25 protein-coding genes are annotated in these 25381 nt (G+C 69.9%); 13 read left to right on the top strand and 12 right to left on the bottom strand.

Annotated features, from left to right (window positions below; all coding sequences use genetic code 11):
- The first annotated feature begins 84 nt into the window (after nt 1-84).
- From acs to DVK05_RS05475, 5 genes are all read left to right on the top strand, one after another.
- A complete protein-coding gene (gene acs / locus DVK05_RS05495) occupies nt 85-2079 on the top strand; it encodes an acetate--CoA ligase (RefSeq protein WP_121562368.1) in 1995 nt (664 codons plus the stop codon).
- A gap of 106 nt (nt 2080-2185) precedes the next feature.
- Nucleotides 2186-2632, top strand: a complete 447-nt coding sequence (locus DVK05_RS05490; protein WP_121562367.1) for a DUF4212 domain-containing protein — start codon at nt 2186-2188, stop codon at nt 2630-2632.
- Nucleotides 2629-4437 (top strand): VC_2705 family sodium/solute symporter, encoded by a 1809-nt coding sequence (locus DVK05_RS05485; protein ID WP_121562366.1) that lies wholly within the window; start codon nt 2629-2631, stop codon nt 4435-4437. Before DVK05_RS05490 ends, DVK05_RS05485 begins: the two co-directional genes overlap by 4 nt.
- Nucleotides 4437-4898: a universal stress protein gene (locus DVK05_RS05480; RefSeq protein ID WP_121562365.1), complete on the top strand. Its 462-nt coding sequence runs from the start codon at nt 4437-4439 to the stop codon at nt 4896-4898. Before DVK05_RS05485 ends, DVK05_RS05480 begins: the two co-directional genes overlap by 1 nt.
- A gap of 107 nt (nt 4899-5005) precedes the next feature.
- Nucleotides 5006-5278 carry a hypothetical protein gene (locus DVK05_RS05475; protein ID WP_121562364.1) on the top strand — a complete coding sequence of 91 codons (273 nt, stop codon included), beginning with the start codon at nt 5006-5008 and terminating at the stop codon, nt 5276-5278.
- Nucleotides 5279-5308: 30 nt separating this feature from the next.
- Here the strand turns inward: DVK05_RS05475 and DVK05_RS05470 are convergent, their stop codons facing one another.
- Nucleotides 5309-5965: an NAD(P)-dependent oxidoreductase gene (locus DVK05_RS05470; RefSeq protein WP_121562363.1), complete on the bottom strand. Its 657-nt coding sequence runs from the start codon at nt 5963-5965 to the stop codon at nt 5309-5311.
- A gap of 76 nt (nt 5966-6041) precedes the next feature.
- Nucleotides 6042-8699 carry a heavy metal translocating P-type ATPase gene (locus tag DVK05_RS05465; RefSeq protein ID WP_121562362.1) on the bottom strand — a complete coding sequence of 886 codons (2658 nt, stop codon included), beginning with the start codon at nt 8697-8699 and terminating at the stop codon, nt 6042-6044.
- 222 nt (nt 8700-8921) lie between these two features.
- Between DVK05_RS05465 and DVK05_RS05460 the strand changes: the two genes are divergently transcribed.
- The 3 genes from DVK05_RS05460 (at nt 8922) to DVK05_RS05450 (ending at nt 10691) form a co-directional block, all read left to right on the top strand.
- A complete protein-coding gene (locus DVK05_RS05460; protein WP_121562361.1) occupies nt 8922-9692 on the top strand; it encodes an MOSC domain-containing protein in 771 nt (256 codons plus the stop codon).
- Nucleotides 9693-9838: 146 nt separating this feature from the next.
- Nucleotides 9839-10033 (top strand): cold-shock protein, encoded by a 195-nt coding sequence (locus DVK05_RS05455; RefSeq protein ID WP_004045866.1) that lies wholly within the window; start codon nt 9839-9841, stop codon nt 10031-10033.
- Nucleotides 10034-10151: 118 nt separating this feature from the next.
- Nucleotides 10152-10691, top strand: coding sequence for a hypothetical protein (locus DVK05_RS05450; RefSeq protein ID WP_121562360.1), 540 nt, complete (start codon nt 10152-10154; stop codon nt 10689-10691).
- 48 nt (nt 10692-10739) lie between these two features.
- On the opposite strand, the gene DVK05_RS05445 is transcribed toward DVK05_RS05450, so the two are convergent.
- The gene (locus DVK05_RS05445) at nt 10740-11699 is read right to left on the bottom strand and encodes an oxidoreductase (RefSeq protein WP_121562359.1); all 960 of its coding nucleotides are present in this window, start codon (nt 11697-11699) and stop codon (nt 10740-10742) included.
- Between the two features lie 95 nt (nt 11700-11794).
- On the bottom strand, nt 11795-12868 hold the full coding sequence (locus DVK05_RS05440) for a hypothetical protein (protein WP_121562463.1): 1074 nt from the start codon (nt 12866-12868) through the stop codon (nt 11795-11797).
- 256 nt (nt 12869-13124) lie between these two features.
- On the opposite strand from DVK05_RS05440, the gene DVK05_RS05435 reads away from it, so the two are divergent.
- Nucleotides 13125-15575: a DNA topoisomerase VI subunit B gene (locus DVK05_RS05435; protein WP_121562358.1), complete on the top strand. Its 2451-nt coding sequence runs from the start codon at nt 13125-13127 to the stop codon at nt 15573-15575.
- Complete coding sequence (locus tag DVK05_RS05430; RefSeq protein WP_121562357.1) at nt 15576-16661, top strand: DNA topoisomerase IV subunit A; 1086 nt, start codon at nt 15576-15578, stop codon at nt 16659-16661.
- Between the two features lie 37 nt (nt 16662-16698).
- On the opposite strand, the gene DVK05_RS05425 is transcribed toward DVK05_RS05430, so the two are convergent.
- Entirely contained in the window at nt 16699-16935 is a 237-nt protein-coding gene (locus DVK05_RS05425; protein ID WP_121562356.1) for a CDGSH iron-sulfur domain-containing protein, read from the bottom strand.
- Nucleotides 16936-17012: 77 nt separating this feature from the next.
- On the opposite strand from DVK05_RS05425, the gene msrB reads away from it, so the two are divergent.
- Entirely contained in the window at nt 17013-17423 is a 411-nt protein-coding gene (msrB, locus tag DVK05_RS05420) for a peptide-methionine (R)-S-oxide reductase MsrB (RefSeq protein ID WP_121562355.1), read from the top strand.
- 45 nt (nt 17424-17468) lie between these two features.
- Here the strand turns inward: msrB and DVK05_RS05415 are convergent, their stop codons facing one another.
- The 5 genes from DVK05_RS05415 to DVK05_RS05395 form a co-directional block, all read right to left on the bottom strand.
- Entirely contained in the window at nt 17469-18221 is a 753-nt protein-coding gene (locus tag DVK05_RS05415; RefSeq protein WP_121562354.1) for a sensor histidine kinase KdpD, read from the bottom strand.
- Nucleotides 18222-18286: 65 nt separating this feature from the next.
- Nucleotides 18287-19441 carry an acyl-CoA dehydrogenase family protein gene (locus DVK05_RS05410; RefSeq protein WP_121562353.1) on the bottom strand — a complete coding sequence of 385 codons (1155 nt, stop codon included), beginning with the start codon at nt 19439-19441 and terminating at the stop codon, nt 18287-18289.
- 100 nt (nt 19442-19541) lie between these two features.
- Entirely contained in the window at nt 19542-19862 is a 321-nt protein-coding gene (locus DVK05_RS05405) for an antibiotic biosynthesis monooxygenase (protein WP_121562352.1), read from the bottom strand.
- A 19-nt stretch (nt 19863-19881) separates the two neighbouring features.
- Nucleotides 19882-21021, bottom strand: coding sequence for a pyridoxal phosphate-dependent aminotransferase (locus DVK05_RS05400; RefSeq protein WP_121562351.1), 1140 nt, complete (start codon nt 21019-21021; stop codon nt 19882-19884).
- Nucleotides 21018-21506 carry an Lrp/AsnC family transcriptional regulator gene (locus tag DVK05_RS05395; RefSeq protein ID WP_053771215.1) on the bottom strand — a complete coding sequence of 163 codons (489 nt, stop codon included), beginning with the start codon at nt 21504-21506 and terminating at the stop codon, nt 21018-21020. The genes DVK05_RS05400 and DVK05_RS05395 overlap by 4 nt, the downstream gene beginning before the upstream one ends.
- A 141-nt stretch (nt 21507-21647) precedes the next feature.
- Here DVK05_RS05395 and DVK05_RS05390 point away from each other — a divergent pair, with 141 nt between their 5' ends.
- Entirely contained in the window at nt 21648-22511 is an 864-nt protein-coding gene (locus DVK05_RS05390; RefSeq protein WP_121562350.1) for an aldo/keto reductase, read from the top strand.
- A 23-nt stretch (nt 22512-22534) separates the two neighbouring features.
- On the opposite strand, the gene DVK05_RS05385 is transcribed toward DVK05_RS05390, so the two are convergent.
- Nucleotides 22535-23344, bottom strand: coding sequence for a hypothetical protein (locus DVK05_RS05385; RefSeq protein WP_121562349.1), 810 nt, complete (start codon nt 23342-23344; stop codon nt 22535-22537).
- 66 nt (nt 23345-23410) lie between these two features.
- Entirely contained in the window at nt 23411-24763 is a 1353-nt protein-coding gene (locus DVK05_RS05380) for an adenylosuccinate synthase (RefSeq protein WP_121562348.1), read from the bottom strand.
- Nucleotides 24764-25058: 295 nt separating this feature from the next.
- On the opposite strand from DVK05_RS05380, the gene DVK05_RS05375 reads away from it, so the two are divergent.
- Complete coding sequence (locus tag DVK05_RS05375; RefSeq protein WP_004045854.1) at nt 25059-25364, top strand: hypothetical protein; 306 nt, start codon at nt 25059-25061, stop codon at nt 25362-25364.
- Nucleotides 25365-25381: the final 17 nt, after the last annotated feature.

Genomic DNA, 25381 nt, shown 5'->3' with positions numbered 1-25381 from the left:
GCGCTTCCGGGGCGGAATCCCTCACGATTTTTCGTATTTAGCGTCAGCGTTTATATGCCGATATTGGTTGGATACGACCGTACCATGACAGAGGGAGACGGCCAACTGGAAGCGAGATTAGCGGAGCAAGAGGTGTTCGAGCCGTCGGAGTCGTTCGTCGAGCAGGCGAACGTGTCCGACCCGGAGATATACGAGGAGTTCGAGGAGAACTGGCCCGAGTGCTGGGAGACGGCCGCCGACCTGCTGGAATGGGAAACCGACTACGACCAGGTGCTCGACGACGGCAACCCGCCCTTCTACGAGTGGTTCACGGGCGGCGAGCTGAACGCGTCGGCGAACTGCCTCGACCGACACCTCGACGAGCGCGGCGACGAGGCCGCCATCGAGTGGGTCGGCGAGCCCGTCGACGAGGACGACCGCACGTACACGTACGAGGAACTCCACCGCGAGGTCAACGAGTTCGCGGCCGCCCTTCGGGAGCAGGGCGTCGAGGAGGACAACGTGGTCACGATGTACATGCCGATGATCCCGGAGCTGCCGATCGCGATGCTGGCCTGTGCGCGCATCGGCGCGCCCCACAGCGTCGTGTTCGCCGGGTTCTCGGCCGACGCGCTCGCGACGCGGATGAACGCCGCCGACTCGGAGTACCTCGTCACCTGCGACGGCTACTACCGCCGCGGCGACCCGCTCGACCACCTCGACAAGGCGAACGAGGGGCTCGCGGCCGTCGAGCACGACACGACCACGGTCGTCGTCGACCGGCTGGGGCCGAACGGCGACGGCTTCGGCCACGACCTCGGCGACGACCAGGTCGACTACGACGACCTCGTGGCCGACCACGAGGGCGCCGAGGTCGAGCCGGTCACCCGCGACGCCGAGGACATGCTGTTCCTGATGTACACCTCGGGCACGACGGGGAAGCCGAAGGGCGTGAAACACACGACCGGCGGCTACCTCTCGTGGGTGTCGTGGACCTCGCAGTCCGTCCTCGACATCAAGCCGGATGACACGTACTTCTGTTCGGCCGACATCGGCTGGATCACCGGCCACTCGTACATCGTCTACGGGCCGCTTGCGCTCGGCACGACGACGATGATGTACGAGGGCACGCCCGACCACCCGGAGCGCGACCGGCTCTGGGAGATCGTCGAGGAGCACGAGGCGACCCAGCTGTACACCGCGCCCACCGCGATCCGCGCGTTCATGAAGTGGGGCGCGGAGTACCCGGACCGCCACGACCTCTCCTCGCTGCGCCTGCTCGGCACGGTCGGCGAGCCGATCAACCCGCGCGCGTGGAAGTGGTACTACCAGCACATCGGCGACGAGGAGTGCCCCGTCGTCGACACGTGGTGGCAGACCGAGACCGGCGGGATGATGGTGACGACGCTGCCCGGCGTCAAGGACATGAAGCCCGGCGCCGCGGGGCCGCCGCTGCCGGGGCTCGACGTCCAGATCCTCGACACGCTCGGCGACGAGGTAGAGCCCGGGAAGGCCGGCTACCTCACGGTACAGAAGCCGTGGCCCGGCATGCTCCGGACGCTGTACAACAACGACGAGCGCTACATCGAGGAGTACTGGGCGGAGTACTCCGACACCGACAGCGACGACCCCGACGACTGGGTGTACTTCCCGGAGGACGGGGCGAAGATCGACGACGACGGCTACATCACCGTCCTCGGCCGCGTCGACGACGTGCTCAACGTCTCCGGTCACCGGCTGGGGACGATGGAGATCGAGTCGGCGATCGTCGGCGTCGAAGGGGTCGCCGAGGCCGCGGTGGTCGGCGGCGACCACGACATCAAGGGCGAGGCGGTGTACGCCTACGTGACCACGGAGGACGGCTACGAGGGCACCGACGAGCTCCGCGAGGCGATCGTCGCCGGCGTGGAGGACGCCATCGGGCCGATCGCGCGCCCCGAGCAGGTCGTGTTCACGCCGGACCTGCCGAAGACCCGGTCCGGCAAGATCATGCGGCGCCTGCTGGAGAACATCGCCGACGGCGAGGAGCTCGGCAACACCAGCACGCTTCGGAACCCCGAGATCGTCGAGGAGATCCAGAAGAAGGCCGACGCCGAGTAGCGCTCGGCGAACCGTTTTCCGTTCGGTCCGTCCGCGACCACGGCGGACCGCACGACAGAAACCATCACGAAAAAACCACACAGACAAGCTCACAACGGACCAAAGCATGGCAGATAATACCTCACGCGACGGAGACGACGCGGCGACCGATAGTGGCCGCGCAGTAGACGACGCGGCCACCGACGGCGGCGTCGCGTCGTCGGGAGCCGCACAGGCGCACAGCAACACCGACTACCTCGGGGCGGAAGTGAACATCCTGAACCCGAGCACGCCATACATGCGGGACCACCTCCGCATCGTCTGGACGGGGTTCGCGATCTGGGTCCTCGCGGTGTGGGGGCCGGTGACTCTGACGAACCTCGCGCCCGGCGTGATGACGCAGACGATGCCGATCTTGCAGTTCCCGCTCCACTACTTCCTCGTCGCGTTCGGCGCGCCGACCAGCGCCCTCATCCTGGCGTTCTGGTACTCGCGAAAGCGGGACGCGCTCGACGAGAAGTACGGCATCGAGCACGATGACGTCGCGGCGACCGACGGAGGGGTCGACGAATGACGGCGGGCTCGCTGCTCCTTCAGAGCGAACTGCTCCCGGAGGCGCTCGACATCTCGTTCAAGATCGGGCCGGCGCTGCTCGTGATCGGGATGCTCGGGCTGTTCCTGACTATCGGGTTCGTCTTCCGCGTGGCCGACACCGACGACATGTGGGTCGCCGGGCGGTCCATCGGGAACGTCGAGAACGGGATGGCGATCGGCGCGAACTGGATGTCCGCGGCGTCGTACCTCGGGATGGCGGCGTCGATCGCGCTGGCCGGCTTCTACGGGCTGGTGTTCGTCGTCGGCTGGACGACGGGCTACTTCATCCTCCTCATCTTCCTCGCGGCGCAGCTGCGCCGGTTCGGGAAGTACACGGCGCCGGACTTCGTCGGCGACCGGTTCAACTCCGACACCGCGCGCGCCATCGCGGCGGTGACGACGTTCCTCATCGGCTTCGTCTACGCCATCGGGCAGGCGAAGGGGATGGCCCTGGTCGGCCTGTACATCTTCGGTAACTACGGCGGGCTGATCCCGGGCCTCGACGGGTACCAGGTGATGGTCGTCGCGATGATGGTCGTCACGGTCGGCTACCTGACGCTGTCCGGCATGCTGGGCGCCACGAAGAACCAGGCGGTCCAGTACGTCATCCTCATCCTCGCGTTCGTGGTCGGGCTGTTCGTCGTCGGCTACACGAACGGCTACTCCACGGTGCTGCCGCAGCTGGAGTACGGCGCGCTGATCAGCCAGCTCGGCAGCGAGTTCTCCGAGCCGTTCGCCGGATCGAGCTACTACCTCTGGGTCGCGACGACGTTCTCGCTCATCGTCGGGACGTGCGGGCTCCCGCACGTGCTCGTCCGGTTCTACACGGTCGAGAGCGAGCGGACGGCCCGCTGGTCGACGGTCTGGGGGCTGTTCTTCATCTGTATCCTCTACTGGAGCGCGCCCGCGTTCGCGGCGTTCGGCACCGACCTCTACTCGCAGAACGTCGGCGCCACGTACGGCGACCCCGGCATGACGAGCGCGGCCAGCGAGGTCATCGTCGTGCTGGCGGCGCAGCTGTCCGGGCTGCCGGAGTGGTTCGTCGGCATCGTCGCGGCGGGCGGTATCGCCGCGGCCATCGCGACGGTCGCCGGGCTGTTCATCGCCGGCTCGTCGGCGATCAGCCACGACATCTACACGAACATCATCAACGAGGACGCGACGCAGCGCCAGCAGATCCTCGTCGGCCGCCTCTCGATCGTCGCGCTGGGCGCGCTGACGACGCTGGCGGCGCTCAACCCCGCCTCGTCGATCGCGGCGCTCGTGGGCTACGCGTTCTCGCTCGCCGGCTCCGTGCTGTTCCCGATGTTCTTCCTCGGCATGTGGTGGGAGAACGCCAACCGGCAGGGCGCGCTCGCCGGGATGACGACCGGGCTGACGCTCTGGGCGATCCCGATGATCAACCAGATCGTGCCGACGTACATCGGCTCGCTGGAGGCGCCGCTGTCGGCCGGGCTCGCGACGTGGATGCCCGCCATCGGCTCGGCGCTCATCACGCTCCCGATCGTGTTCGTCGTCACCATCGTCGTCTCGATGGCCACCGACGAGCCGTCGCTCGAGACGAAGCGGATCGTCCGGCAGTGTCACAGCCCCGAGCCGATGGGGCAACAGGAGACCGCGGAGGACGTCGTCGCCGCGGACGGCGGCGAGGACGTGGCGACCGATGGCGGCCGCGCAGTGGACGACGCGGCCGCCGACGGTGGTCGCGCAGTGGACGATGCGGTCGCCGAGGGTGACCGCGCAGTGGACGCCGACGCCGACGACACCACGGAGGGGGAGCGGTGATGTACGAACGCATCCTCGTGCCCACGGACGGCAGCGACGTCGCGGAGGCCGCGGTCGACCACGCGCTCGACCTGGCCGAGCGGTACGACGCGGAGGTCCACGCGCTGTACGTGGTCGACATCGACTCCGTGAACTTCAGCCTCGGCACCGAGCAGGTCGACCGGCTCAAGCAGGGACGGTTCGACGAGATGGGCGAGCTGAAAGAGCGGGCCGACGAGGCGACCGGCGCCGTCGCCGACCGCGCCGACGAGCGCGGCGTGGACGTCGTCGAGCACGTCTCCGGCGGTCGCCCGCACAAGGTGATCGGCGACTACGCCGAGGACCACGGAATCGACCTCATCGTGATGGGGAGCCACGGTCGGGCCGGCGTGCGCCGCGCGCTGCTCGGCAGCGTCACCGAGCGCACCCTGCGCTCGACGCACGTCCCCGTCCTCGTCGTCGACTACCTCGAAGAGGACTGAGACTGCCGCGCCGGGACCGCATTCCCGGACTGCGAACCGCCTCGTCGCGCGGGCGACGCCGCGCGATTCCGCAACATCGACGTACCCCCTTCACCCACACTCTATCCATGCCCGACTCGGACGCCGCGGAGACGCCGGACGACGAGACAGACCCGAGCGTCGCCGACCGCGCCCGGACGGTGCTCAGCGAGAACGGCACCGGGATGGCGCAGGACCTGCTGTTCGCGCTCGCGTGGGTGGGACTCGCGTCGCTGCTGTACGACTTCGCCTTTCCGACGGCCCCGCGGTGGGTGCTGTATATGTTCATGCTCGCGGGGATCCCGGCGTACTTCGGCTTTTTCATCTCGCTGGAGGTAGCCAAGGAGCGCAGCGCCCGGTAGCGGGGCGCTCGGCGACGCCGCAGCGTCGCGTCACCCGGCGAGTTCGCGGATGTCCGACACGTCGAGCAGCCGCTCGCCCGGGTCGAGCGCGGCGCGATACGACGCTCGGGCGACCGTGCCGACGGCCAGCGGCCGCGCCTCGCCAAGCCGCGAGGCGATGGGTCGCGCGCTCGCGAGGAACCGGAGCACGCGGTCGGCGACGCCCGGGAGGTGCGGCTGTCCCTCGCCGTACACCGGGCCCGGGCGGAGCGTCACCACGTCGAGGTCGAGGTCCGCGATGGACGACTCGGCGCGGCGCTTGGCCGTCAGGTAGGCGTTCCGCACGCCGGGGGGCTTCGCCGCCGCGGAGAGGAAGACGAAGGCGTCGACGCCGGCGCGTTCCGCCTCCAGCGCCGTCAGGACGGCCGCGTCACCGTTGACCCGTTCGAAGGTGACCCCGTCGCTCGGCGACTCGGTGAGCGCGCCGACCGAGTGGACCACGGCGTCGACGCCGTCGAGCCGGTCGCGCCAGGCGTTCGGGCGAAAGAGGTCGGCGCTCGTCCACGAGACGGCGTCCGCCCACTCGGCGTCCACGTCGGGGCGGCCGCTCCGTGAGACGCTGCGGACCTCGTGGCCGTCGCGGACCGCGAACCGGCAGACGTCGCGCCCGATGAAGCCGCTGCCGCCGACGACGAGGAGGGTGGCCATGTCGCGGCGTACGCGCCGCCACGCCTTGGGGCTTCGGGACGCCCGCGGCGGGAAGGAAAGCGCTGTTCGGCGCCGGTCAGCGCCGGAGGAACCCGAGGAGCCGGTAGTCGCCCTCGGGGTCGTACCGGCGGAACAGGAGGCTGTTCGTGAGCACGGACACCGACGAGACCGCCATCGCCCCGGCCGCGAGGACCGGCTGGAGCAGCCCGAGCGACGCGAGCGGGATCATCGCGGTGTTGTAGCCGAGCGCCCACACGAGGTTCTGTTTGATCTTCTGGAGCGTGGCGTCCGAGACGCGGATCGCCTTCACCACGTCGAGCGGGTCGTCGCGCATCAGCGTCACGTCCGCGGCCTCGATGGCCACGTCGGTCCCGGAGCCGATGGCGGTGCCGACGTACGCGACCGCCAGCGCGGGCGCGTCGTTGACGCCGTCTCCGACCATCATCGCCCGGCGGCCGTCCGCCTGGATCTCCTCGACGGCGTCGGACTTGTCCTCCGGGAGGACGCCGGCGCGGACGTTGTCGGGGTCGATCCCGACCTGCTCCGCGACCGCCCGAGCCGTCCGCTCGTTGTCACCGGTGATCATCATCACGTCGACGCCGCGCTCGCGGAGCTGCCCGACCGCGCGCTCCGCGCTCGGCTTCACCGTGTCCGCGTCGGCGACGACGCCGAGGAGTTCCCCCTCGTCGGCGCCGGCGGGCACGCGGGCGACGAGCATCGCCGTCTTGCCCTCGCGTTCGAGCCGCTCCATCGTCTCCGCGGCGGGCGCGGCGTCGACGCCGGCGTCCCGCAGCAGCTTCCGGTTGCCGACCAGCACCTCGTCCCCGTCCACGGTCGCTCGCACGCCGTGTCCGGGCACGTTCTCGAAGTCCTCCGGGTCGGCGAGGTCGAGGCCGCGCGACTCGGCGCCCTCGACGATGGCGCGGGCGAGCGGGTGTTCGCTGCCGCGCTCCGCGCTCGCGGCGAGCCGGAGGACCTCGTCCTCGGGGGCCCCGGCGTCGCCGCCGACCGCCGAGCCCTCGTCCGCCGCGTCGCCGCGCTCGGCGACCGTCCCGCCGTCGGGGAGCGTCCCGCCGTCGTCACCGAAGGCGACCACGTCGGTGAGCTCCATCTCGCCTTCCGTGAGCGTCCCCGTCTTGTCGAACACGACGGTGTCGACGTCCTTCGCGCGTTCGAGCACGTCGCCGCCCTTGAACAGGACGCCGTGTTGCGCGCCGATGGTGGTCCCGACCATCGTCGCGGCCGGCGTCGCGAGCCCCAGGGCGCAGGGGCACGCGATCAGCACCGACGAGGCGAAGACGACGATAGCGAACTCGAACACCGAGACGGTCCCGCCGGCCGGTGCGGGCCCGCCCGCGACCTGGCCCCACAGCGGGAGCCGGTCGACGAAGCCGGCGAGCGCCTCGGGGAAGAGGAACCAGACGACGCCCCACAGCAGCGCGTTCGCGATCACCGCGGGCACGAAGTACGCGGAGATGCGGTCCGCGAGGTTCTGGATGTCGGGCTGGCGGGACTGCGCCTCCTTCACCGTCTGAACGATCTGCTGGAGGGCGGTGTCCGCGCCGACCTTCGTCGCCTCGACGACGAGGAGCCCGTTCTCGTTGATGGTGGAGCCGACGACCTCGTCGCCCTCGGACTTCTCGACGGGGACGGACTCGCCGGTCACCATCGACTCGTCGACGGCGGACTGCCCCTCGACCACGACGCCGTCGGTCGGGATCTGCTCGCCGGGGCGGACCTTCATCCGGTCGCCGACCTCGACCTCCTCGATCAGCACCTCGCGTTCGGTCCCGTCCTCGTCGACGAGGGTGGCGGTGTCGGCCTCCATCTCCAAGAGCTTCCGGAGCGCTTCGCCGGCCTGCCCCTTCGAGCGGGCTTCGAGGTAGTTGCCGAGGGTGATGAAGACGAGGATGAGCGCCGCCGTGTCGAAGTAGACGCTACCGGCGACCTGGTCGAGGAGGACGGCGACGGAGTAGACGTACGCCGTCGTCGAGCCGAGGGCGATCAGCACGTCCATGTTGGCGCGGCCGTTCGTGACGAGCGCCTTGTAGGAGTTCACGTAGAAGGGCCGGCCGAGCACGACCTGAACCGGCGTCGCGAGCGCGAACGCGACCCAGTGGATCCCGACGCCGAAGAGCCGGTCCGGCACGACGGCGCCCCCGAGCAGCAGGTTGTCGACGAGGAAGAACAGCAGCGGCGCCGACAGCGCGGCGCCGAACAGCGTCAGCCGGAGCTGTTTGCGGATCTCGGCGTTCCGCGCGGCGTCCCGCGCGCTCTCGCCCGATCCCTCGCCCTCGCCGTCGGCCCCCTCGCCCTCTCGGACCGGGGAGTAACCGGCGTCCTCGACGGCGTCGTACAGCGCCGCGAGCGAGGTCTCGGCGGGGTTGTACCGCACCTGCGCCTCGTCGGTCGCGTAGTTCACGTCGGCCTCGACGACGCCGGGCACGGACTCCAGGGCGTCGCGGTTGGCGTCCGCGCAGTTCGCGCACGACATGTCGGTGATCGCCACGGTCGCCGTCTCGGCGACCGCGCCGTAGCCCGCCGACTCGATCGCGTCGTAGATCGCCGCGAGCGAGGTCGCCTCGGGGTCGTACTCGACGGTCGCCTCGTCGGTGGCGTAGTTCGCGTCCGCCCGCGAGACGCCGTCGAGCGACTCCACGGCGTCGGACACGCTCGCCGAGCAGTTGGCGCAGCTCATCCCCGTGATGTCGAGGTGGGTGGTTCTGGTGCTCATCTTGGGTAGTACTACGGGCTACACCCTTAGTGCGTTTTCCACTTCGAAACCAAAGGTTCGAGCGGCCGATTTCTTCGAATCGAAAGCGATCTCGGTCCCGTGAGCCTAACAGCAATACACCGAGCCAGGAATCGAGCGGAACGACGCCGCCTCCGCGGGGGAGCGAGACGTCGAAACCGCGGTCGACGGAAGGCTATTGGACGCGGCGCCCCTCCCCGAGGTATGGCTCGCGTGGAGCGACTCACGGTGTTTCCGGTGAAGGGGTTAGACGGGGTCGACGTCGAGGCCGCACGGGTCCTCGACGGCGGGACGCTGGAACGCGACCGCGAGTTCGCGCTGTTCGACGCCGACGGCGACGTCGTCAACGGGAAGCGGACCGACCGGGTCCACGACCTCGCGACCGACTTCGACCCCGAGTCGGGCGCGCTGCGGGTCGAGACGCCCGACGGGACCGTCCGACGGTTCGACCTGGAGGCGGAGCCGGCCCGCGCGGCCGCGTGGTTCAGCGACTTCTTCGACGCCAACCTCCGGCTCCGGCGGGACGAGTCGCTCGGGTACGTCGACCGGCGAGACATGGGCCCGTCGGTCGTCAGCACCGCGACGCTGGAGGCGGTCGCGTCGTGGTTCGACGGGGTGACCGTCGACGGCGCGCGTCGCCGCCTCCGGGCGAACGTGGAGGTCTCGGGCGTCCCGGCCTTCTGGGAGGACCGCTTCGTCGGCGAGGGGGCGCCGGCGTTCGAGGTAGCCGGCGTCCGCGTTGAGGGCGTGACGCCGTGCGGGCGGTGCGTCGTCCCCGAACGCGACCCCGACACCGGCGAGCCGACCCCCGAGTTCCGCGAGCGGTTCGTCCGGCGCCGCGAGGCGGCGTTCCCCGAGTGGGCCGACGCGGACGCGTTCGACCACTACTACTCGCTGATGACCATCGCGCGGATCCCGGAACGCGATCGCGGGGAGACGCTCCGCGTCGGCGACGAGGTCGCGGTCCGCGAGTGAGGGCGCGGTGGCCTCGCCGCTCGAACGCCGCCGATCGAGCGGCGGAGATCTTCGTATGGGCCGAATACGCGCGCCACAGCGCGTGTGACGGCGGTCCGCCGCAGCACACAACACTTATCACCACGTCGGGAGACAGTTAAGACGCGATGGCGACAGGCAAGGTCGACTTCTTCAACGACACCGGCGGCTACGGATTCATCGAGACTGACGACGCTGACGAGGACGTGTTCTTCCACATGGAAGACGTCGGCGGCCCGGACCTCGAGGAGGGACAGGAGGTAGAGTTCGAGATCGAGGAGGCGGACAAGGGTCCGCGCGCGACGAACCTCACTCGGCTGTAGCTCGGTCGCGGCATCCGCTACCGACGAACTCGGACAGCTCTCGAAACGCGTTCCCCCGTATATTACAGCCGCGAGCGACGGCGCCGCCGTTTTGGTCGCCGGGCCTGAACCGCCGACCATGGAGCCCGCCGAGCTCGACGCGTTCGTCGCCGAGAACCTCGACCGCTACGCCGAGACCCAGGGCGTCCTCCCGGAGCGCTTAGCGGAGTTCGGGGAGGCGTACCGGTCGCAGGGACACCTCACGCGCGAGCAGCTATACGAGATCGCCTACGAGTCCTCAACTCGGAGCGCCTATCACGTCGAGAAGAACCCCGAGTCCCGGTGCCGCGAGGTGACGCGGAACGCCCGCGCGGTGGACGGGGACTTCTCGACGATCCACCTGATCACCGGCCTCGCCGGGTTCAAAGCGCCGACCGCCTCGTGCGTGCTCGCCGCGCTCGACGGCGACCGCCACGCCGTCGTCGACACGCGCGTCTGGGCGTCCTTGGAGCGGCTCGGCTACCTCGAGGGCCGGAAGGAGTCGTTCGACGCCGCCGATTACGTGACGATGATCGAGCCCATCCGCGACATCGCCGCCGAGACCGGACACCGCGCGGTCGACGTGGGGTACGCGCTGTTCGCGCACGACGCGCACGTCCGGGAGGGGACGCTCCACTGAGCGGCGCGCGGGTACTCGACGCCGGTTGCGGCGACGCTCGACGACCGCCTACAGCGGGTACTCGACGCCGGTCGCGTCGGTCGAGTACGCCCAGAGCTCCCGGGCGTCGTCGCGGTCGTAGGAGGCGTCGTTCGAGCGCCCCACGGTCGGGTGCCCGCGCATGTTCATCAGCCCGCCGGGCTCGACGTAGGCGCCGCCGTCGACGTCGGCCGTCGCCGCGTACAGCATCGGCTCCACGCCGATGTCGGCGTCTTGGCCCAGCACCGCGTTCGCGGCCTTCATCCCGACCTTCATCAGGGGGTTCCCGCTCTCCTCGGCGGTGCGCATCTGGAGGTTCGTGTCCGTGTAGCCCGGGTGGCAGGCGACGCTGCGGATCCCCGGACCGTCCCCCTCGTCGTCGGCCGCGTCGAGGCGGCGCTGGAGCTCGTAGGCGAACAGCAGGTTCGCGAGCTTGCTGCGCCCGTACGCCCGCCACTTCCCGTAGGAGCGCTCCCAGTTGAGGTCGGAGAAGTCCATCTCGCCCTGCTCGTGGGCGCCCGACGACTGGGTGACGACGCGCGCGTCGCCGCCGATCCCCTCGGCGGCGGCGAGGAGGTCGAACAGCCGCCCCGTGAGCGCGAAGTGGCCGAGGTGGTTGACGCCGAACTGCGTCTCGAACCCGTCCTCGGTCTCGCTCCGCGGGATGGCCATCACGCCGGCGTTGTTACAGAGGACGTCGACGGCGTCGTAGTCGTCCGCCAGCCCCTCTGCGAACGCCCTCACCGAGTCGAGCGAGGCGAGGTCGCACTCTCGGACATCGAGGTCGCCGTCAAGGCGTCCCCGGACCTCGGACCGGATCTCGTCGGCGGCGTCCTCGGCGCGCTCGACGCTCCGACACGCCATCACGACGGTCGCGCCCTTCGCGGCGAACTCCCGGGTGCCCGCGTAGCCGAGCCCGCTGTTCGCGCCGGTGACGACCACCGTCTTCCCGTCCAGTCGCGGCATCTCGTCGGCCGTCCAGTCCGTCATGGATCGGGAATGGGGCGTCGCAGTGAGAAACCTGTCGGCGGGCGAACCGGCGCCCGCGGGCGACGCTCGGAACCGAACGGGCGGCGCCTCCGCGGTCAGACCGGCTCGAACCCGCTCAACACCACCGTGACCGCGTCCTTCGAGGGCACGTCGCGGACCCCGTACTCGGTCGGGTGTCGCTGGTCGTGCGGGTACGCATCCGGCTGCGGGACCTCGTACGTCTCGCTGCCGTCGGCGTCCCGGAGGAACTCGCGCGTGACCATCGGCTCGACGAACGCCAGCCGCGACGAGTCGGCGTCGCCGACGAACCCCTGGATGAGTGTGTTGTCGAAGGCCGCGGGGTCGCCCGGCTCGCCCGGCGCGTCGGGCAGTTCCGGCGCGTCCGCGGGGGCCGTGTGCTCGCCCATGTCCGTGATGTAGCGCTGGTCGGCGACCGGCTGCGGCGACCGCGCGTACCCCTCCGGAAGCTGGGCGTAGTCGAAGTTCGTCTCCGTCACCTCCCCGTCGAAGTCCGGTTGCGGGGTACCGGGTTCGTACTCTCCGTTCCCGGTGTCGTACGGTGGAAGTCCCGGTCCCTCGACGGCGTCGATCCTCGCCGGGTCGAGCATGTGGAAGTGAACGTCGAAGTGCGGCTTCAGCCACGCGCCCGCACCTCCGAAGTGCCCGCCCGGGTTCCAGTTGAGCCCCAGGAACGTGAACGGGGTCTCCGCCGCGTCCGGGAACGGGACGAAGAACTGGAGCGACTGCTTGAAGTGGACCTTCGTCGCCTGCCCGCCGGCGCGATACTTGTCGGTCTCGGCCCGGTTGTCGGCCGCCGCGAGCGCGTCGGCGCTCGGTAGCCCCTCCAGCGCCGCCCGCTCGAACTCCACGCCGTGGTACTTCGGCTCGCCCGACGGCGTCTCCGTCGTGAACGTCCTGACCGACCCGTTTCCGAGGTCGACGCTCCGCCCGTAGGTCGTGATCCCCTTCGGCGGGAACCCGCCGCCGGGCGCCCCGCCCGGGCCGTTCCCCCGCCCCCGTCCGGGGTCGCCCGCGACGGTTCCCGACCCCAAGATAGCGGCGGCGCCGGTCGCGGCCACGCTCCGGAGCACCGCCCGTCGGCTCGCCGCCGGCGGTCGCGCCGCGCTTCGCGCCCGATTCGCCTCGCCGTTCGCGTCGTCGTCGGTCATCTGTGTGCTCCCTCCCGGCACGGTCGTCATCACGTGACACGTCACCGCGCCACACAGATAAATAATTTTAAATTATTTCAATGTAACGACGGGCGGGCGGAAGCGGGCGTCGTCGGCGGGAGCGGTTCGCGGCGCCCGGATACCCTCCGCGAGAGCGACCCACACACCCGGAGGAGACGGCGTCTGACGCCGGGCTCCACTTTCACTGCGCCGCCGGTGCGTTTTTAGGTGCCTCGGGGGAAGGGAGGGATACCGAATGACGTCCTTCCAGTCGACGATCGGCGACGAGGAGGGGATCGCGGAGGAGCTGGCCGAGGGCCAGCGCGAGATCTCCATCGCCGAGTTCTTCGAGAAGAACAAACACATGCTCGGGTTCGACTCGGGCGCCCGCGGGCTCGTCACCGCCGTCAAGGAGGCGGTCGACAACGCCCTCGACGCGACCGAGGAGGCCGGCGTCCTCCCCGACATCTACATCGAGATAGAGGAGGTGGGCGACTACTACCGGCTCGTCATCGAGGACAACGGGCCAGGGATCACGAAGGAACAGCTTCCGAAGGTGTTCGGGAAGCTCCTGTACGGCAGCCGGTTCCACGCGCGCGAGCAGTCGCGCGGGCAGCAGGGGATCGGCATCTCGGCGGCCGTGCTCTACTCGCAGCTGACCTCCGGTCAGCCGGCGAAGATCACCTCGCGCCCGAAGGGCCAGTCGCGGGCGCAGTACTTCGAGCTCATCATCGACACGGACACGAACGAGCCGGAGATCCAGGCCGACGAGGAGACGACGTGGGACCGCCCACACGGCACCCGGATCGAGCTGGAGATGGAGGCGAACATGCGCGCCCGCCAGCAGCTCCACGACTACGTGAAACACACCGCGGTCGTCAACCCGCACGCGCGGCTCGAACTCCGCGAGCCGGGGCTCGACGAGCCGATGAAGTTCGAGCGCGCGACCGACGAGCTGCCGGCGGAGACGAACGAGATCCGCCCGCACCCGCACGGCGTCGAGCTCGGGACGCTGATCAAGATGCTGGAGGCGACCGAGTCGTACTCCGTCTCCGGGTTCCTCCAGGAGGAGTTCACCCGAGTCGGCAAGAAGACCGCCGACAGCGTGATCGGCAACTTCCGCGACGTGTACTACGGCCGCGAGCTCGCCTGGTCGCCGCCGCGCGCCCACGACGACCGCGACGTCGCGGCCGCGGTCTCGGCGGCCGTCGCGAACAAGGGCGAGGCGGCGACCACGGCCTTCGCGGAGGGCGTCGCCGAGACGGTGGGGAACAGCGACCGGGTCGCACGGTCCGAGGTCGCCGAGATCGTCGACAACATCGCTGAGACCGTCGCGGACGACACGGGCAAGACGTTCGGCGGAACCGTCCGCGAGAACGCGGTCGACGCCGCGTGGCGAGCGGTCACCGGGCTCGGCGGCGAGGCGGGCGACGACGGGTCGGACGGCGACGACGGCGACGCGGAGTCGCCGCTCGTCCCCGACGTGTACGCGCTCGTCGACGAGGCGACGTCGACGCGGAAGGACGACGCGGCGGTCCAGGCGATGGCGGAGGCGCTCGCGCGCCGGTTCGAGAACATCGACGGCGACGCGTTCCGGATCACCCGCGACGACCTCGAACGGCTCGTCGCGGACGCGGCGTCGTTCGTCGCCGAGCAGCGCGACGCGACGTTCGGCGAGACCGCGCGCGAGAACGTCGTCGAGGCGTTCTGGTCGCGGGCGCGGACGGTGCCGGACGACCCGCCGAAGGTGAAGGCGATCGCGGGCGACCGCGACGCCGCCGCCGACCTGCTCGAGGCGATGCGGACCACGGACATCCTCGCGCCCCCGACCGACTGCCTCGCGCCGATCACGGCGGAGCTGGTCGAGGCCGGGCTTCGGAAGGAGTACGACGCCGACTTCTACGCGGCCGCGACCCGCGACGCCGACGTCCACGGCGGCGACCCGTTCATCGTCGAGGCCGGCATCGCCTACGGCGGGTCGATCCCGTCCGAGGGGTCGGTCGACCTGCTCCGGTTCGCGAACCGCGTCCCGCTCGTCTACCAGCGCGGCGCCTGCGCGACGACGGACGTGATAAAGGGGATCGGGTGGCGGAACTACGGGCTCGACCAGCCCGGCGGCTCCGGGATGCCGAACGGACCGGCCGTCATCAGCATTCACGTCGCCTCCACCAACGTCCCGTTCACGAGCGAGTCGAAGGACGCGCTCGCGAACGTCCCGGAGATCGAAGACGAGATAGAGCTCGCGGTGCGGGAGGCCGCCCGCGAGCTGAAGTCGTACCTCAGCAAGCGGCGCTCGATGCAACAGCGCCGGGAGAAGCAGGACGTGCTGGGTCGGATCCTCCCCGAGATGGCCGACAAGGTCTCGGAGGTCACGGGCCGACCGCGCCCCGACATCGACGGGGCCCTGGCGCGGATCATGAACAACGTGAGCGTCGAGCGCGAGGTGAACGGCGAGACGGTGACGCTCGTCGTCGAGAACCACTCCGACGTGAACGAGCAGCTGGAGATCACGGACATCGTCTCGACCGAGCCGACCGACCTCTCGGACGGGACGGTGGTGGACATGGACGGCGAGTGGTTCGTCCAGTGGAAGCCCGAGGTGCCCTCGGGCGACGAGCGGGAACTGACGTACGCGGTCGACGGCGACGCGGAGTTCGAGGTCAGCGTCGGCGGCGTGGAGACGGAGAAACTGACGGTGAACGCCTAAATGACGACAGAAAGCGACGCACGAGACGAGCTGATCGACCTGGCGGCGGACTTCTACGACCAGTTCGCGTCGGGGTCGATCCCGGAGATGACGCTCCCCACGCGGACGAAGAGCAACATCGAGTACGACGACGAGAGCGGGGTCTGGACCTACGGCGACCGCACCTCGACGCGCAGCGCCAACTCGGTGCGGGGCGCGCGCAAGCTGTTGAAGGCCGCCTACACCATCGAGTTCCTCGCGAACCAGCTCGACGACGACCGCTCGTCGACGCTGCGTGAGCTGTATTACCTCTCCGAGTCGTGGGACAACGACGAGGCGCAGTTCTCCTCGCAGGACGAGTCGAACGACCTCGTGGAGGACCTAGAGATCGTCACCGGCGTCACCCGCGAGGACTTCCACATGCGCCCGGAGGAGTCGGGCGCGAAGGTGATGGGTCCGCTGGAGATCCGCGAACAGACCAACCGCGGCGACCGCGAGATCCACTGCCAGCTCGACGTTGGCCAGGGCGGCTACCAGATCCCCAACAACCCCGACACCATCGAGTTCCTCGACAACGACGCCGAGTTCGTCCTCTGCGTGGAGACCGGCGGCATGCGCGACCGGCTCGTCGAGAACGGGTTCGACGAGGAGCACGACGCCCTCGTCGTCCACCTCGGCGGGCAGCCGGCGCGCGCGACCCGCCGGCTGACGAAGCGCTTCCACGACGAGCTCGACCTCCCCGTGGTGGTGTTCACGGACGGCGACCCGTGGTCGTACCGGATCTACGGCTCCGTCGCGTACGGCTCGATCAAGTCCGCGCACCTCTCGAAGTACCTCGCGACGCCGGAGGCGCGGTTCATCGGGATCCAGCCCGAGGACATCGTCGAGTACGACCTCCCCTCGGACCCGCTCTCGGACTCGGACGTCAACGCCCTCGAATCGGAGCTGGAGGACCCCCGCTTCCAGACGGACTACTGGGAAGAGCAGATCGAGCTCCAGCTCGACATCGGCAAGAAGTCCGAGCAGCAGTCGCTCGCGAGCCGCGGGCTCGACTTCGTCACGGACACCTACCTCCCCGAGCGGCTCGGCGAAATGGGCGTGCTGTAGGCAAGACCGCCGGCCCGACCGCGGACGGCGACTCCCGCTACTCGTCCTCGTACCCGATCTCGTCGATCGCGCGCCGCTCGCCGTCGGCGTCGTCGTTCGCGTACTTGTAGACGACCCCGTCTTCCTCGTCCGCCGTCGCCCTGTGGGACCCGTCACAGAGCGGCTTCGAGTCCGACAGGCCGCACCGACAGACGTAGATGAGGCCGTCGTCGCCCTTGTCGTCGTCGTCGAGAATCTCCGGGCCCCGCTCCTCGTGCGTGACTTCGCGCGCCATGGTCGCGATTCGGCTCCCACCCGAATACGGCTTGTGACCGCCGCAACCCCCTTGCCCGTGGGGTCCGTACCGGTGGTATGAGCGAGACCGACGAGCGGGATCCGAGCGAGCTGACGGACGAGGAGTGGCGCGATCGGCTCTCCGAGGAGGAGTACCGCGTGCTCCGCGAGAGCGGCACGGAGGCGAAGTTCTCCGGCGAGTACGTCGACCACCACCCCGACGACGGGGAGTACCGCTGTCGCGCCTGCGGCACCGTCCTCTTCGACGCCGAGACGAAGTACGAGTCCGGCTGCGGGTGGCCGGCCTTCTACGCTGCCGAGGAGGACTCAGTGACGACGACGATAGACACGAGCCACGGGATGCGCCGCACCGAGGTCCGGTGCGCGAACTGCGACTCCCACCTCGGACACGTGTTCGACGACGGCCCGGAGCCGACCGGGAAGCGCTTCTGTATCAACTCGGTCGCGATGGAGTACGACGAGGAGTAGTCGGGGCGGAAGGAGGCGAGACCGGCGCGGCCGTCAGCGTCGCCGTCAGGACTCACACAGCGGGAGCCTGACGACGAAGACGGCGCCCTCGGGGTCGTTGTCCTCGACCCACACGTCGCCGTCGTAGATCTCGACGAGCGAGCGCACGAGGTACAGCCCGATCCCCGCGCCCGGGCTGTCGAGCCCCTTCTCCCCCTTGCCGAATATCTCGTCGCGCTGGTCCTCGGGGACGCCCGGCCCGTTGTCGGCGACTCGGACCTCGGCGACGCCCGCGGCCTCGTCGACGGACGCGGACACCGTCACCTTCGGCGGCGTCTTGTCGTTGTGTTGGACCGCGTTCCGCAGGAGGTTCCGGAACACGGAGCTCAGCATCTCGTCGCCGACGACCGCGACCTCGGGGAACGACCCCTCGACGGTGAAGACGGCCTCCGAGTACCCCGACCGGACCTCCTCGACCTGCTGTGAGAGGACGCGGTCGAGCGCGATGCGACTCGGCTCGACGTCCTCGCGGAGCATCACCTCCGCGAGGTCCCGGACCGTCGTCGTGAGCGACACGGCGCTCTGGGTGTTCCGCTTGATCACGTCCAGGTACTTCTCGCCCTCCTCGTCGACGTGGTCGTCGAGCAGTTCGGCGTACGCCCCGACGAGCTGGAGGTCGTTGCGAATGTCGTGGCGCATCACCTGGTTCAGCAGCTGTAAGTCGTCGCGCTGTCGCTTGAGCCGCTCTTCGGGGTCCTGATCGCGGGGGGCCTCGACCGTCCCGTCGCTGTCCACGTCGGCGTTCGCCTCCTCGCTCATACCGGACGCTACGGACCCTCGTCGCTTTTACATACCGATCCGGAGGGGGACGCTCCGACGATGGGTTACATCCCCTCGTCGAGTAGCTCGCGGGCGACGATGTTCTTCTGGATCTCCGTGGTGCCCTCGTAGATCTGGGTGATCTTCGCGTCGCGGTAGAGCCGCTCGACGTCGTGGTCGTTGACGAAGCCGGCGCCGCCGTGGACCTGGACCGCCTCGTCGGCGACCTCGACCGCGGTCCGCGAGGCGAACTCCTTGGCCATCGACGCGAGCGCGGTGAGGTCGCCGGCCTCGTTGTCGACCGCCCACGCCGAGCGGTAGGTGAGCCAGCGCGCGGCCTCGGTGTTCGTGTGCATCTCCGCGAGCTTGTGTTTGATCGCCTGGAAGTCGGAGATGGAGCGCCCGAACTGCTCGCGCTCCTCGGCGTACTCCAGCGCCCGCTCGGCGGCGCCGCGGGCGATGCCGACGCCCTGCGCGGCGACCGCGGTGCGGGTCTCGTCGAAGAACTGCATGAGCTGTAAAAAGCCCATCCCGCGCTGGCCGATGAGGTTCTCCTCCGGGACGCGCACGTCGTCGAAGCGCAGCTCGGCGGTGTCGCTCGCGCGGATCCCGAGCTTGCCGGTGATCTTGTCGCGGGTGAGCCCGTCGCGGTCGCCCTCGACGAGGATCTGCGAGTAGCCCGAGTAGCGGTCGTCGATGTCCGGGTCCGTCTCGCAGACGACGACGAAGTAGTCCGCGACCGTGCCGTTCGTGATCCACATCTTCGAGCCGTTGATCACCCACTCGTCGCCGTCCTTCTCCGCGCGGGTGGCGACGCTCGTCACGTCCGAGCCCGCCTGCGGCTCCGAGATGGCCGAGCCCATCACCGCGTCGCCCGCGGTCACCTCGGGGAGGACGCGCTCCTTCTGCGCTTCCGTGCCGAACTCCATGAGCGCCTCCGCGCCGAAGCCGGCGCTGGAGATACAGAGCCCGATGCCGGGGTCGGCCGCGAACAGCTCCTCGGTGAGGATGGCGTTCTCCAGCGACGAGTAGCCGATCCCGCCGTACTCGACCGGGACGTGCGGCGCGAGCAGCCCCATGTCGGCCGCCTTGTCCATGATCTCGTGCGGGTACGACTCCTCGACGTCGTACTCGGTCGCGACCGGTCGGATCTCCTCGTCGGCGAACTTCCGGACCTCCTCGCGCAGCTGCTTCTGCTCGTCGGTTAGCTGGAACTCCATACGCGGTCCATCAGGATCGAGCGTGATAATCGTTGGCGAACGTGGAACAATCCGCGAGGAGTTGTTCGTTTACGCGGCGCGCGGTGCGGCGGCGGACCGCTCAGTACTCGCGCTCCTCGCGCACCTCGTAGTGGCGCGCGCGGTCGTCCCAGCGCGCGAGGACCTCGCGGGCCGCCGGCGGGACGTGCGCCTCCCGGTACGCCTCGCCCGCGAACCGCTTCACCGACTCGATCGAGTCGAACCGGAGAACCGTGACGAACTCGACCTCGTCGCCGTCGGCCTCGCGGCGGAGCACGCGCGCGCCGCGGTAGCCGTCGTTGTCCACGTCGGCGAAGCCGGGAAGGATCTCCTCGCGGAGCAGCCGCTCGTACTCGCCCGCGTCCGCCCGCGCCGTCCAGCCGTGCCAGATCCGGTCGATCATCGCCCTCGGAGGAGCCCCGTCATCGGCCCTCGACGAACGCGGCGATCCGGTCCGTCGCCTCCTTCAGCTCGCGCATCGAGGTCGCGTACGAGACGCGCAGGTGGCCCTCGCCGCCCTCGCCGAAGACGGAGCCCGGGACGACGGCGACGCCCTGGGCTTCGAGCAGCTCCTCGGCGAAGGCCTCGTCGTCGCCGCCGCACTCGGGGAACGCGTAGAACGCGCCGCCCGGTTCGAACGTGTCGAGGCCCATCTCGTTGAACCGCGAGACGACCAGCCGCCGGCGGCGGTTGTACTCCTCGACCATCTCCGTCACCTCGTCGTCGCAGCGGTCCAAGGCCTCGATCGCGGCGTACTGCGGCGTCGTCGGCGCCGACAGCATCGTGTACTGATGGATCCGGTTCATCGCGTCGATCGCCTCCGCGGGGCCGAGCGCGTACCCTAAGCGGAGCCCCGTCATCGCGTAGGCCTTCGAGAAGCCGTTGACGACGACGGTGCGCTCGCGCATCCCCGGCTGCGTGGCGATCGAGGCGTGGTCGGTCCCGTAGGTGAGCGCGGCGTATATCTCGTCGGCGACGACGCGGAGGTCGTTCTCGCGGCAGAACGCCGCGACCTCGGCGAGCTGTTCGTCGGTCATCGTCGCGCCGGTGGGGTTGTTCGGGTAACAGAGCACGAGCAGGTCGGCCTCGGCGGCGCCCGCCGCCTCTAGCGACTCCCGGGTGAGCGCGAAGTCGTCCTCGGCGCGCGTCGGGACCGTCAGCCGCTCGCCGCCCGCCAGCTCGATCCCCGGGCCGTAGGAGATGTACGTCGGCTCGTGGACCGTGACGGTGTCGCCGGGGTCGACCAGCGCCCGGAAGGCGAGGTCGACCGCCTCGCTCGCGCCGGTCGTGACGAGCACCTCCGACTCGGGCTCGTACGACTGGTCGTAGCGCTCGTGGTGCGCGGCGATCCGCTCGCGGAGCGCGGCCATCCCGCGGTTCGCGGTGTAGGAGGTCTTCCCCCGCTCCAGCGAGTCGATCGCGGCGGTGCGGGCGGCCCACGGCGCCGAGAAGTCCGGCTCGCCGACCCCCAGCGAGATGACGTCGTCGCGCGCCTCCGCGAGCTCGAAGAACTTCCGGATCCCCGACTCCGGGAGGGTGCGCGCGCGGTCCGACAGCCTCATGGCGACACGGAGAGGCGGTCGTCGTCGTCGCCGTCCTCGAACCGGATCCCGCCGTCCTTGTACGTCTCCATGATGTAGTGGGTCACCGTCTGGGTGACCTCCGGCATCGGCGCGACCTGCTCCGAGATGAACTCGGAGACGTCCTGCATCGTCTCGCCGAGCACCTCGACGGCGAAGTCGTAGTCGCCGGAGACGAGGTGTAAGGCGTCGACTGCGGGGAACTTCGCGATCCGGTCGGCCACCTGCTCGTACCCCGTCTCGCGGTCGAGCTCGACGTTGATCTCGACGACGGCGCGGATCTTCCCCTCCTCGACGCGGTCCCAGTCGACCACGGCCTGATAGCCGTGGACGACGTTGTCCGCCTCCAGCGCGTCGATCGCGTCCGCTACCGCCGCCGCGTCGAGGCCCGTCTGGGCCGCGATGTCGTCGATGTCCTCGCGGGCGTTCCGCGCCAACACGTCGAGTACCTCGCGCTCGGCGTCCATACCCGACGATCGCGCGGGGGCGGTTTATGAGTAGCGACGGACGCAACACGGGCGACCCCTCGGGGCGGCGCCCGGCGCCGTCACGGCGCGTCCGCTTCCGGCACCCTCACCGATTTCCGCGTGGCACGCGAACCACCGCCCATGGCTTCAGACACCACCGGCAGGAGCGAGACGTTCGACATCGGCGGCGAGCTCACGGTCAACCGGCTCGGCTTCGGCGCGATGCGGATCACCGGCGAGGACATCATCGGGCGCCCCGACGACGAGGAGGCGGCGAAGGACGTGCTCAGGCGGGCGGTCGACCGCGGCGTCGACTTCGTCGACACCGCCGACTCCTACGGGCCGGGCGTCTCCGAGCGGCTGATCGGCGAGGCGCTCGGCGACCCCGACGACGTGGTCGTCGCCTCGAAGGCCGGCCTGCTCCGCAACCGCGAGGGCGAGTGGCTGCCCCACGGCGATCCCGACTTCCTGAAGAACCAGGTGCTGTGTAGCCTCGACCGGCTCGGCACCGACACGATCGACCTCTACCAGTACCACCGCCCGGACCCCGACACCGACTTCGAGGACTCGGTCCACGCGTTCGCGGAGATGAAAGACGCCGGGCAGATCGCGCACGTCGGCCTCTCGAACGTCACCGTCGAGCAGTTGGAGACGGCGCTGGACATCGTCGACGTCGCCACCGTCCAGAACCGCTACAACGTCGGCCACCGCGACGACGAGGACGTGCTGGCCGCCTGCGAGGACCACGGCGTCGGGTTCATCCCGTGGGGCCCGATGTACGCGGTCGACGACGACGAGGCCGGCGACGTGCTCGCCGAGGTCGCCGAGCGGCGGGACGCGACCCCGCAGCAGGTGTCGCTCGCGTGGCTGCTCGACCACTCCGACGCGACGCTGCCGATCCCGGGCACGTCGAGCGTCGAGCACCTCGAATCGAACCTCGGGGCCGCGGACCTGACGCTCACCGACGAGGACCGGGCCGCGCTCGACGCCGTCGACCCGCAGTAAGCGCGGAGGCCCGTCCCCGTCGCTCACTCGACCGTCTCGATCCCGGCCATCTCGGCGACCTTCAGCGCGGTCGCGACGTTGAACGCGAGCCCGAGCGGCGCGGCGACGACCGCGGCCGCGACCGCGCCGCCCGGCCCGGCGTGCGCGAGGAGGCTCACTGGGACCGAACAGACGGCCGTGACGACCGCGACAGCGAGGAAGAACCCGAGCGGCCGGTGGTCGTCGACGAGCGCCCGGGCTCGCCGCGCCGCCGACGCGACCCCTCGGTCCTCCAGCACGAGGACGTAGACGGTCGGGAAGTACAGGTACGAGACGACGAGCGCGGCGAGGACGGCGGCCACGAACAGCGGCGGGAAGAGGAGCAGCGGCAGGAAGAGGGCGCCGAGCGCGGCGACGACGAGCGCTTCGAGGAGGACGAACCGGACGCCGAACCGGCGGACGGCCGCGGCGAAGTCGTACCGGCCGGTCGTGATCGCGGCCGCGACGCTCCCGAAGTAGCCCGCGCTGAGCGCGCCGGAGACGACGGCGTACGCGCCGAGCACGGGCACGAGGAGCGGCAGCGGGTCGAGCGAGCCGTACGGGAGCGACACCGTCACCCCGCCGCCGCGGGGCGCGTCGACGAAGCTCCAGAGGTCGTACCGGTACACGGGGAACGACGCGCGCAGGGAGAACCCGTTCGTCCGCCCCGTCGCGACGAGGTCCCGAGCGCGCAGCAGCGCCGTCGCGAGCGGAACCAGCGCGAGCGGGAGCAGCCGGGGCAGCTGCGAGGCGACGCGTTCGAGGAGCGTGTCCGGCGGGTCGGGGGCGGCGGGACCGCTGGAGGGCTGCGACATACCGACGACTGGGCGTCGGGGAACTGAAAACGGCTTCGGCGCCGGGCGACGGTTCCCGCGGCTAGGCTACGCCTCGAACGGGTTCGTCAGCTCGACCGTCTCCTCGCGGTCCGGCCCGACGCCGACGGCGTAGATCGGGGTGTCGATCTCGTCGGCGACGAACTCCAGGTACTCGCGGGCGGCCTCGGGGAGGGCGTCGTAGCCCGCCTCGGCGACCGCGGCCGAGTCGAACGGCTCCCACGTGTCGAGCGTCTCGTAGATCGGCTCGCAGCGCTCCCACCGGTCGGTGGTGGTCGGCACGGTGTCGAGCTCTTCTCCGTCGAGCTCGTAGCCCGTACAGACCTTCAGCTCGTCGAGCCCGGCGAGCACGTCGACGTGGTTGACGGCGACGCCGGTGAACCCGGAGACGCGCGCCGAGTGGCGGAGCATCGGGAGGTCGAGCCAGCCGATCCGGCGCGGACGCCCGGTGACGGTGCCGAACTCGCCGCCCTTCTCCCTGATCTCGTCGGCGAGCGCCTCCTCGTCGGCGTCGCCGTCGAGCTCGGTCGGCAGCGGGCCCTCGCCGACGCGCGAGAGGTACGCCTTGACGATGCCGACGACCTCGCCGTCGCCCACCGTCGTGACGCCCACGCCGGAGCCGACCGCGGCGGCGCCGGCGGTCGGGTTCGAGGAGGTGACGAACGGGTAGTTCCCGTGGTCGACGTCGATGTGGGTCCCCTGCGCGCCCTCGAAGACGATCTCGTCGCCCGCCTCGCGGCGGCGGTGGAGGTAGTCGGAGCAGTTGACGGTCATCCCCTCGTCGGCGAGGCGCTCGCCGATCGCGGCGAACTCCTCGTGGAGCGCGTCGACGTCGAAGGCCTCGGCGCGGTCGTCGGCGGCGAGGTCGAGCCCGTACACGTCCTCGACGAGCGCGCGCTTCTGCGGGACGACGTAGTCGAGCTTCTGTCGGAGCGCGTCGGGATCGAGCAGGTCCGCGACCCGGATCCCGCGGCGGCCGGCCTTGTCCTCGTAGGTCGGGCCGATGCCGCGCCCGGTCGTGCCGACCTCGTCGCCGGCGTCGTCGTCGGCCTTCACCTCCTCCTCGATGCCGTCGAGCACGCGGTGGTACGGCATGATGACGTGCGCCCGGCGGGCGACGCGCACGTCGGGGTCGAGCCCGCGCTCGCGCAGGTCGTCGATCTCGGTGAACAGCGTGCGCGGGTTGACGACGCAGCCGTTGCCCAAGACTCCGACCGTCCCCCGGACCGCGCCGCTGGGAACCAAGGAGAGCTTGTACTCCGCGCCGCCTTCGACGACGGTGTGGCCGGCGTTGTCGCCGCCCTGATAACGGACTACGACGTCCGCGTCCCCTCCCCACCGGTCGACGAGGGCGCCCTTGCCCTCGTCGCCGAGCTGGGAGCCGACGATGGTGAGTGTCATACGACCTGCCGGTTCCCCGCGGGGGGTAAAACAGATTACGGTCTGGGACCGAGATACTACCACGAACGTGGATCAGAAAATCCGTTCGTCAGAGCGAATGAGCTCGTTCGTGTATTTACTCCCCGCACCGTCCGCGATCGGGGCCGCCGTTCGCTCTCGGACCGTGCGTGTCCCCCGCAGCCGCGCCGCGATCGAACACGTTAACTACTCCCACGTGAAAGCGTGCGATCTGAGCGGGCCTCCGCGGCCGCCGACAGCAACTTTTAAACGGGGGCATGACGAGTTAACATGTGCCATGATAGATCGACTAGAGAAGGAGGTAGACATGCTGGAACGTCACCTCCAAGTCCTGCGGATGGTCATCGAAAACGAGCCGATCGGCATCGTGAAGATGTCGAACGAGACCGGCTACCCGCACCACAAGGTCCGGTACTCGCTGCGCGTCCTCGAGGAGGAGAACCTCATCGAGCCGTCCAGTCAGGGCGCCATCACCACGGAGCGCACCCACGAGTTCGTCGACGAGCTCGACGAGAAGCTCGACGAGACGGTCGACAAGCTCGGTTCCATGCGGATCGACGACGCCGCCGAGCTCGAGAACTGATCGGACCTTCGATTTCG

It is taken from the genome of Halorubrum sp. Atlit-8R (genome assembly GCF_003666025.1).
GTDB classification, from domain to species: Archaea; Halobacteriota; Halobacteria; order Halobacteriales; family Haloferacaceae; genus Halorubrum; species Halorubrum salinarum.
Note: the sequence above shows the minus strand (reverse complement) of the source record. Positions and strands in the feature narration are given on the sequence as shown.

Coding starts and splice junctions, on each gene's coding strand:
- DVK05_RS05455 (WP_004045866.1), top strand. CDS start 9,839: ATGGCGACAGGCAAGGTCGACTTCTTCAACGACACCGGCGGCTACGGA.
- DVK05_RS05380 (WP_121562348.1), bottom strand. CDS start 24,763: ATGACACTCACCATCGTCGGCTCCCAGCTCGGCGACGAGGGCAAGGGC.
- DVK05_RS05440 (WP_121562463.1), bottom strand. CDS start 12,868: ATGACCGACGACGACGCGAACGGCGAGGCGAATCGGGCGCGAAGCGCG.
- DVK05_RS05405 (WP_121562352.1), bottom strand. CDS start 19,862: ATGATCGACCGGATCTGGCACGGCTGGACGGCGCGGGCGGACGCGGGC.
- DVK05_RS05480 (WP_121562365.1), top strand. CDS start 4,437: ATGTACGAACGCATCCTCGTGCCCACGGACGGCAGCGACGTCGCGGAG.
- DVK05_RS05470 (WP_121562363.1), bottom strand. CDS start 5,965: ATGGCCACCCTCCTCGTCGTCGGCGGCAGCGGCTTCATCGGGCGCGAC.
- DVK05_RS05450 (WP_121562360.1), top strand. CDS start 10,152: ATGGAGCCCGCCGAGCTCGACGCGTTCGTCGCCGAGAACCTCGACCGC.
- DVK05_RS05465 (WP_121562362.1), bottom strand. CDS start 8,699: ATGAGCACCAGAACCACCCACCTCGACATCACGGGGATGAGCTGCGCC.
- DVK05_RS05460 (WP_121562361.1), top strand. CDS start 8,922: ATGGCTCGCGTGGAGCGACTCACGGTGTTTCCGGTGAAGGGGTTAGAC.
- msrB (WP_121562355.1), top strand. CDS start 17,013: ATGAGCGAGACCGACGAGCGGGATCCGAGCGAGCTGACGGACGAGGAG.
- DVK05_RS05400 (WP_121562351.1), bottom strand. CDS start 21,021: ATGAGGCTGTCGGACCGCGCGCGCACCCTCCCGGAGTCGGGGATCCGG.
- DVK05_RS05430 (WP_121562357.1), top strand. CDS start 15,576: ATGACGACAGAAAGCGACGCACGAGACGAGCTGATCGACCTGGCGGCG.
- DVK05_RS05475 (WP_121562364.1), top strand. CDS start 5,006: ATGCCCGACTCGGACGCCGCGGAGACGCCGGACGACGAGACAGACCCG.
- DVK05_RS05485 (WP_121562366.1), top strand. CDS start 2,629: ATGACGGCGGGCTCGCTGCTCCTTCAGAGCGAACTGCTCCCGGAGGCG.
- DVK05_RS05395 (WP_053771215.1), bottom strand. CDS start 21,506: ATGGACGCCGAGCGCGAGGTACTCGACGTGTTGGCGCGGAACGCCCGC.
- DVK05_RS05390 (WP_121562350.1), top strand. CDS start 21,648: ATGGCTTCAGACACCACCGGCAGGAGCGAGACGTTCGACATCGGCGGC.
- DVK05_RS05385 (WP_121562349.1), bottom strand. CDS start 23,344: ATGTCGCAGCCCTCCAGCGGTCCCGCCGCCCCCGACCCGCCGGACACG.
- DVK05_RS05435 (WP_121562358.1), top strand. CDS start 13,125: ATGACGTCCTTCCAGTCGACGATCGGCGACGAGGAGGGGATCGCGGAG.
- DVK05_RS05425 (WP_121562356.1), bottom strand. CDS start 16,935: ATGGCGCGCGAAGTCACGCACGAGGAGCGGGGCCCGGAGATTCTCGAC.
- DVK05_RS05445 (WP_121562359.1), bottom strand. CDS start 11,699: ATGACGGACTGGACGGCCGACGAGATGCCGCGACTGGACGGGAAGACG.
- acs (WP_121562368.1), top strand. CDS start 85: ATGACAGAGGGAGACGGCCAACTGGAAGCGAGATTAGCGGAGCAAGAG.
- DVK05_RS05415 (WP_121562354.1), bottom strand. CDS start 18,221: ATGAGCGAGGAGGCGAACGCCGACGTGGACAGCGACGGGACGGTCGAG.
- DVK05_RS05490 (WP_121562367.1), top strand. CDS start 2,186: ATGGCAGATAATACCTCACGCGACGGAGACGACGCGGCGACCGATAGT.
- DVK05_RS05375 (WP_004045854.1), top strand. CDS start 25,059: ATGATAGATCGACTAGAGAAGGAGGTAGACATGCTGGAACGTCACCTC.
- DVK05_RS05410 (WP_121562353.1), bottom strand. CDS start 19,441: ATGGAGTTCCAGCTAACCGACGAGCAGAAGCAGCTGCGCGAGGAGGTC.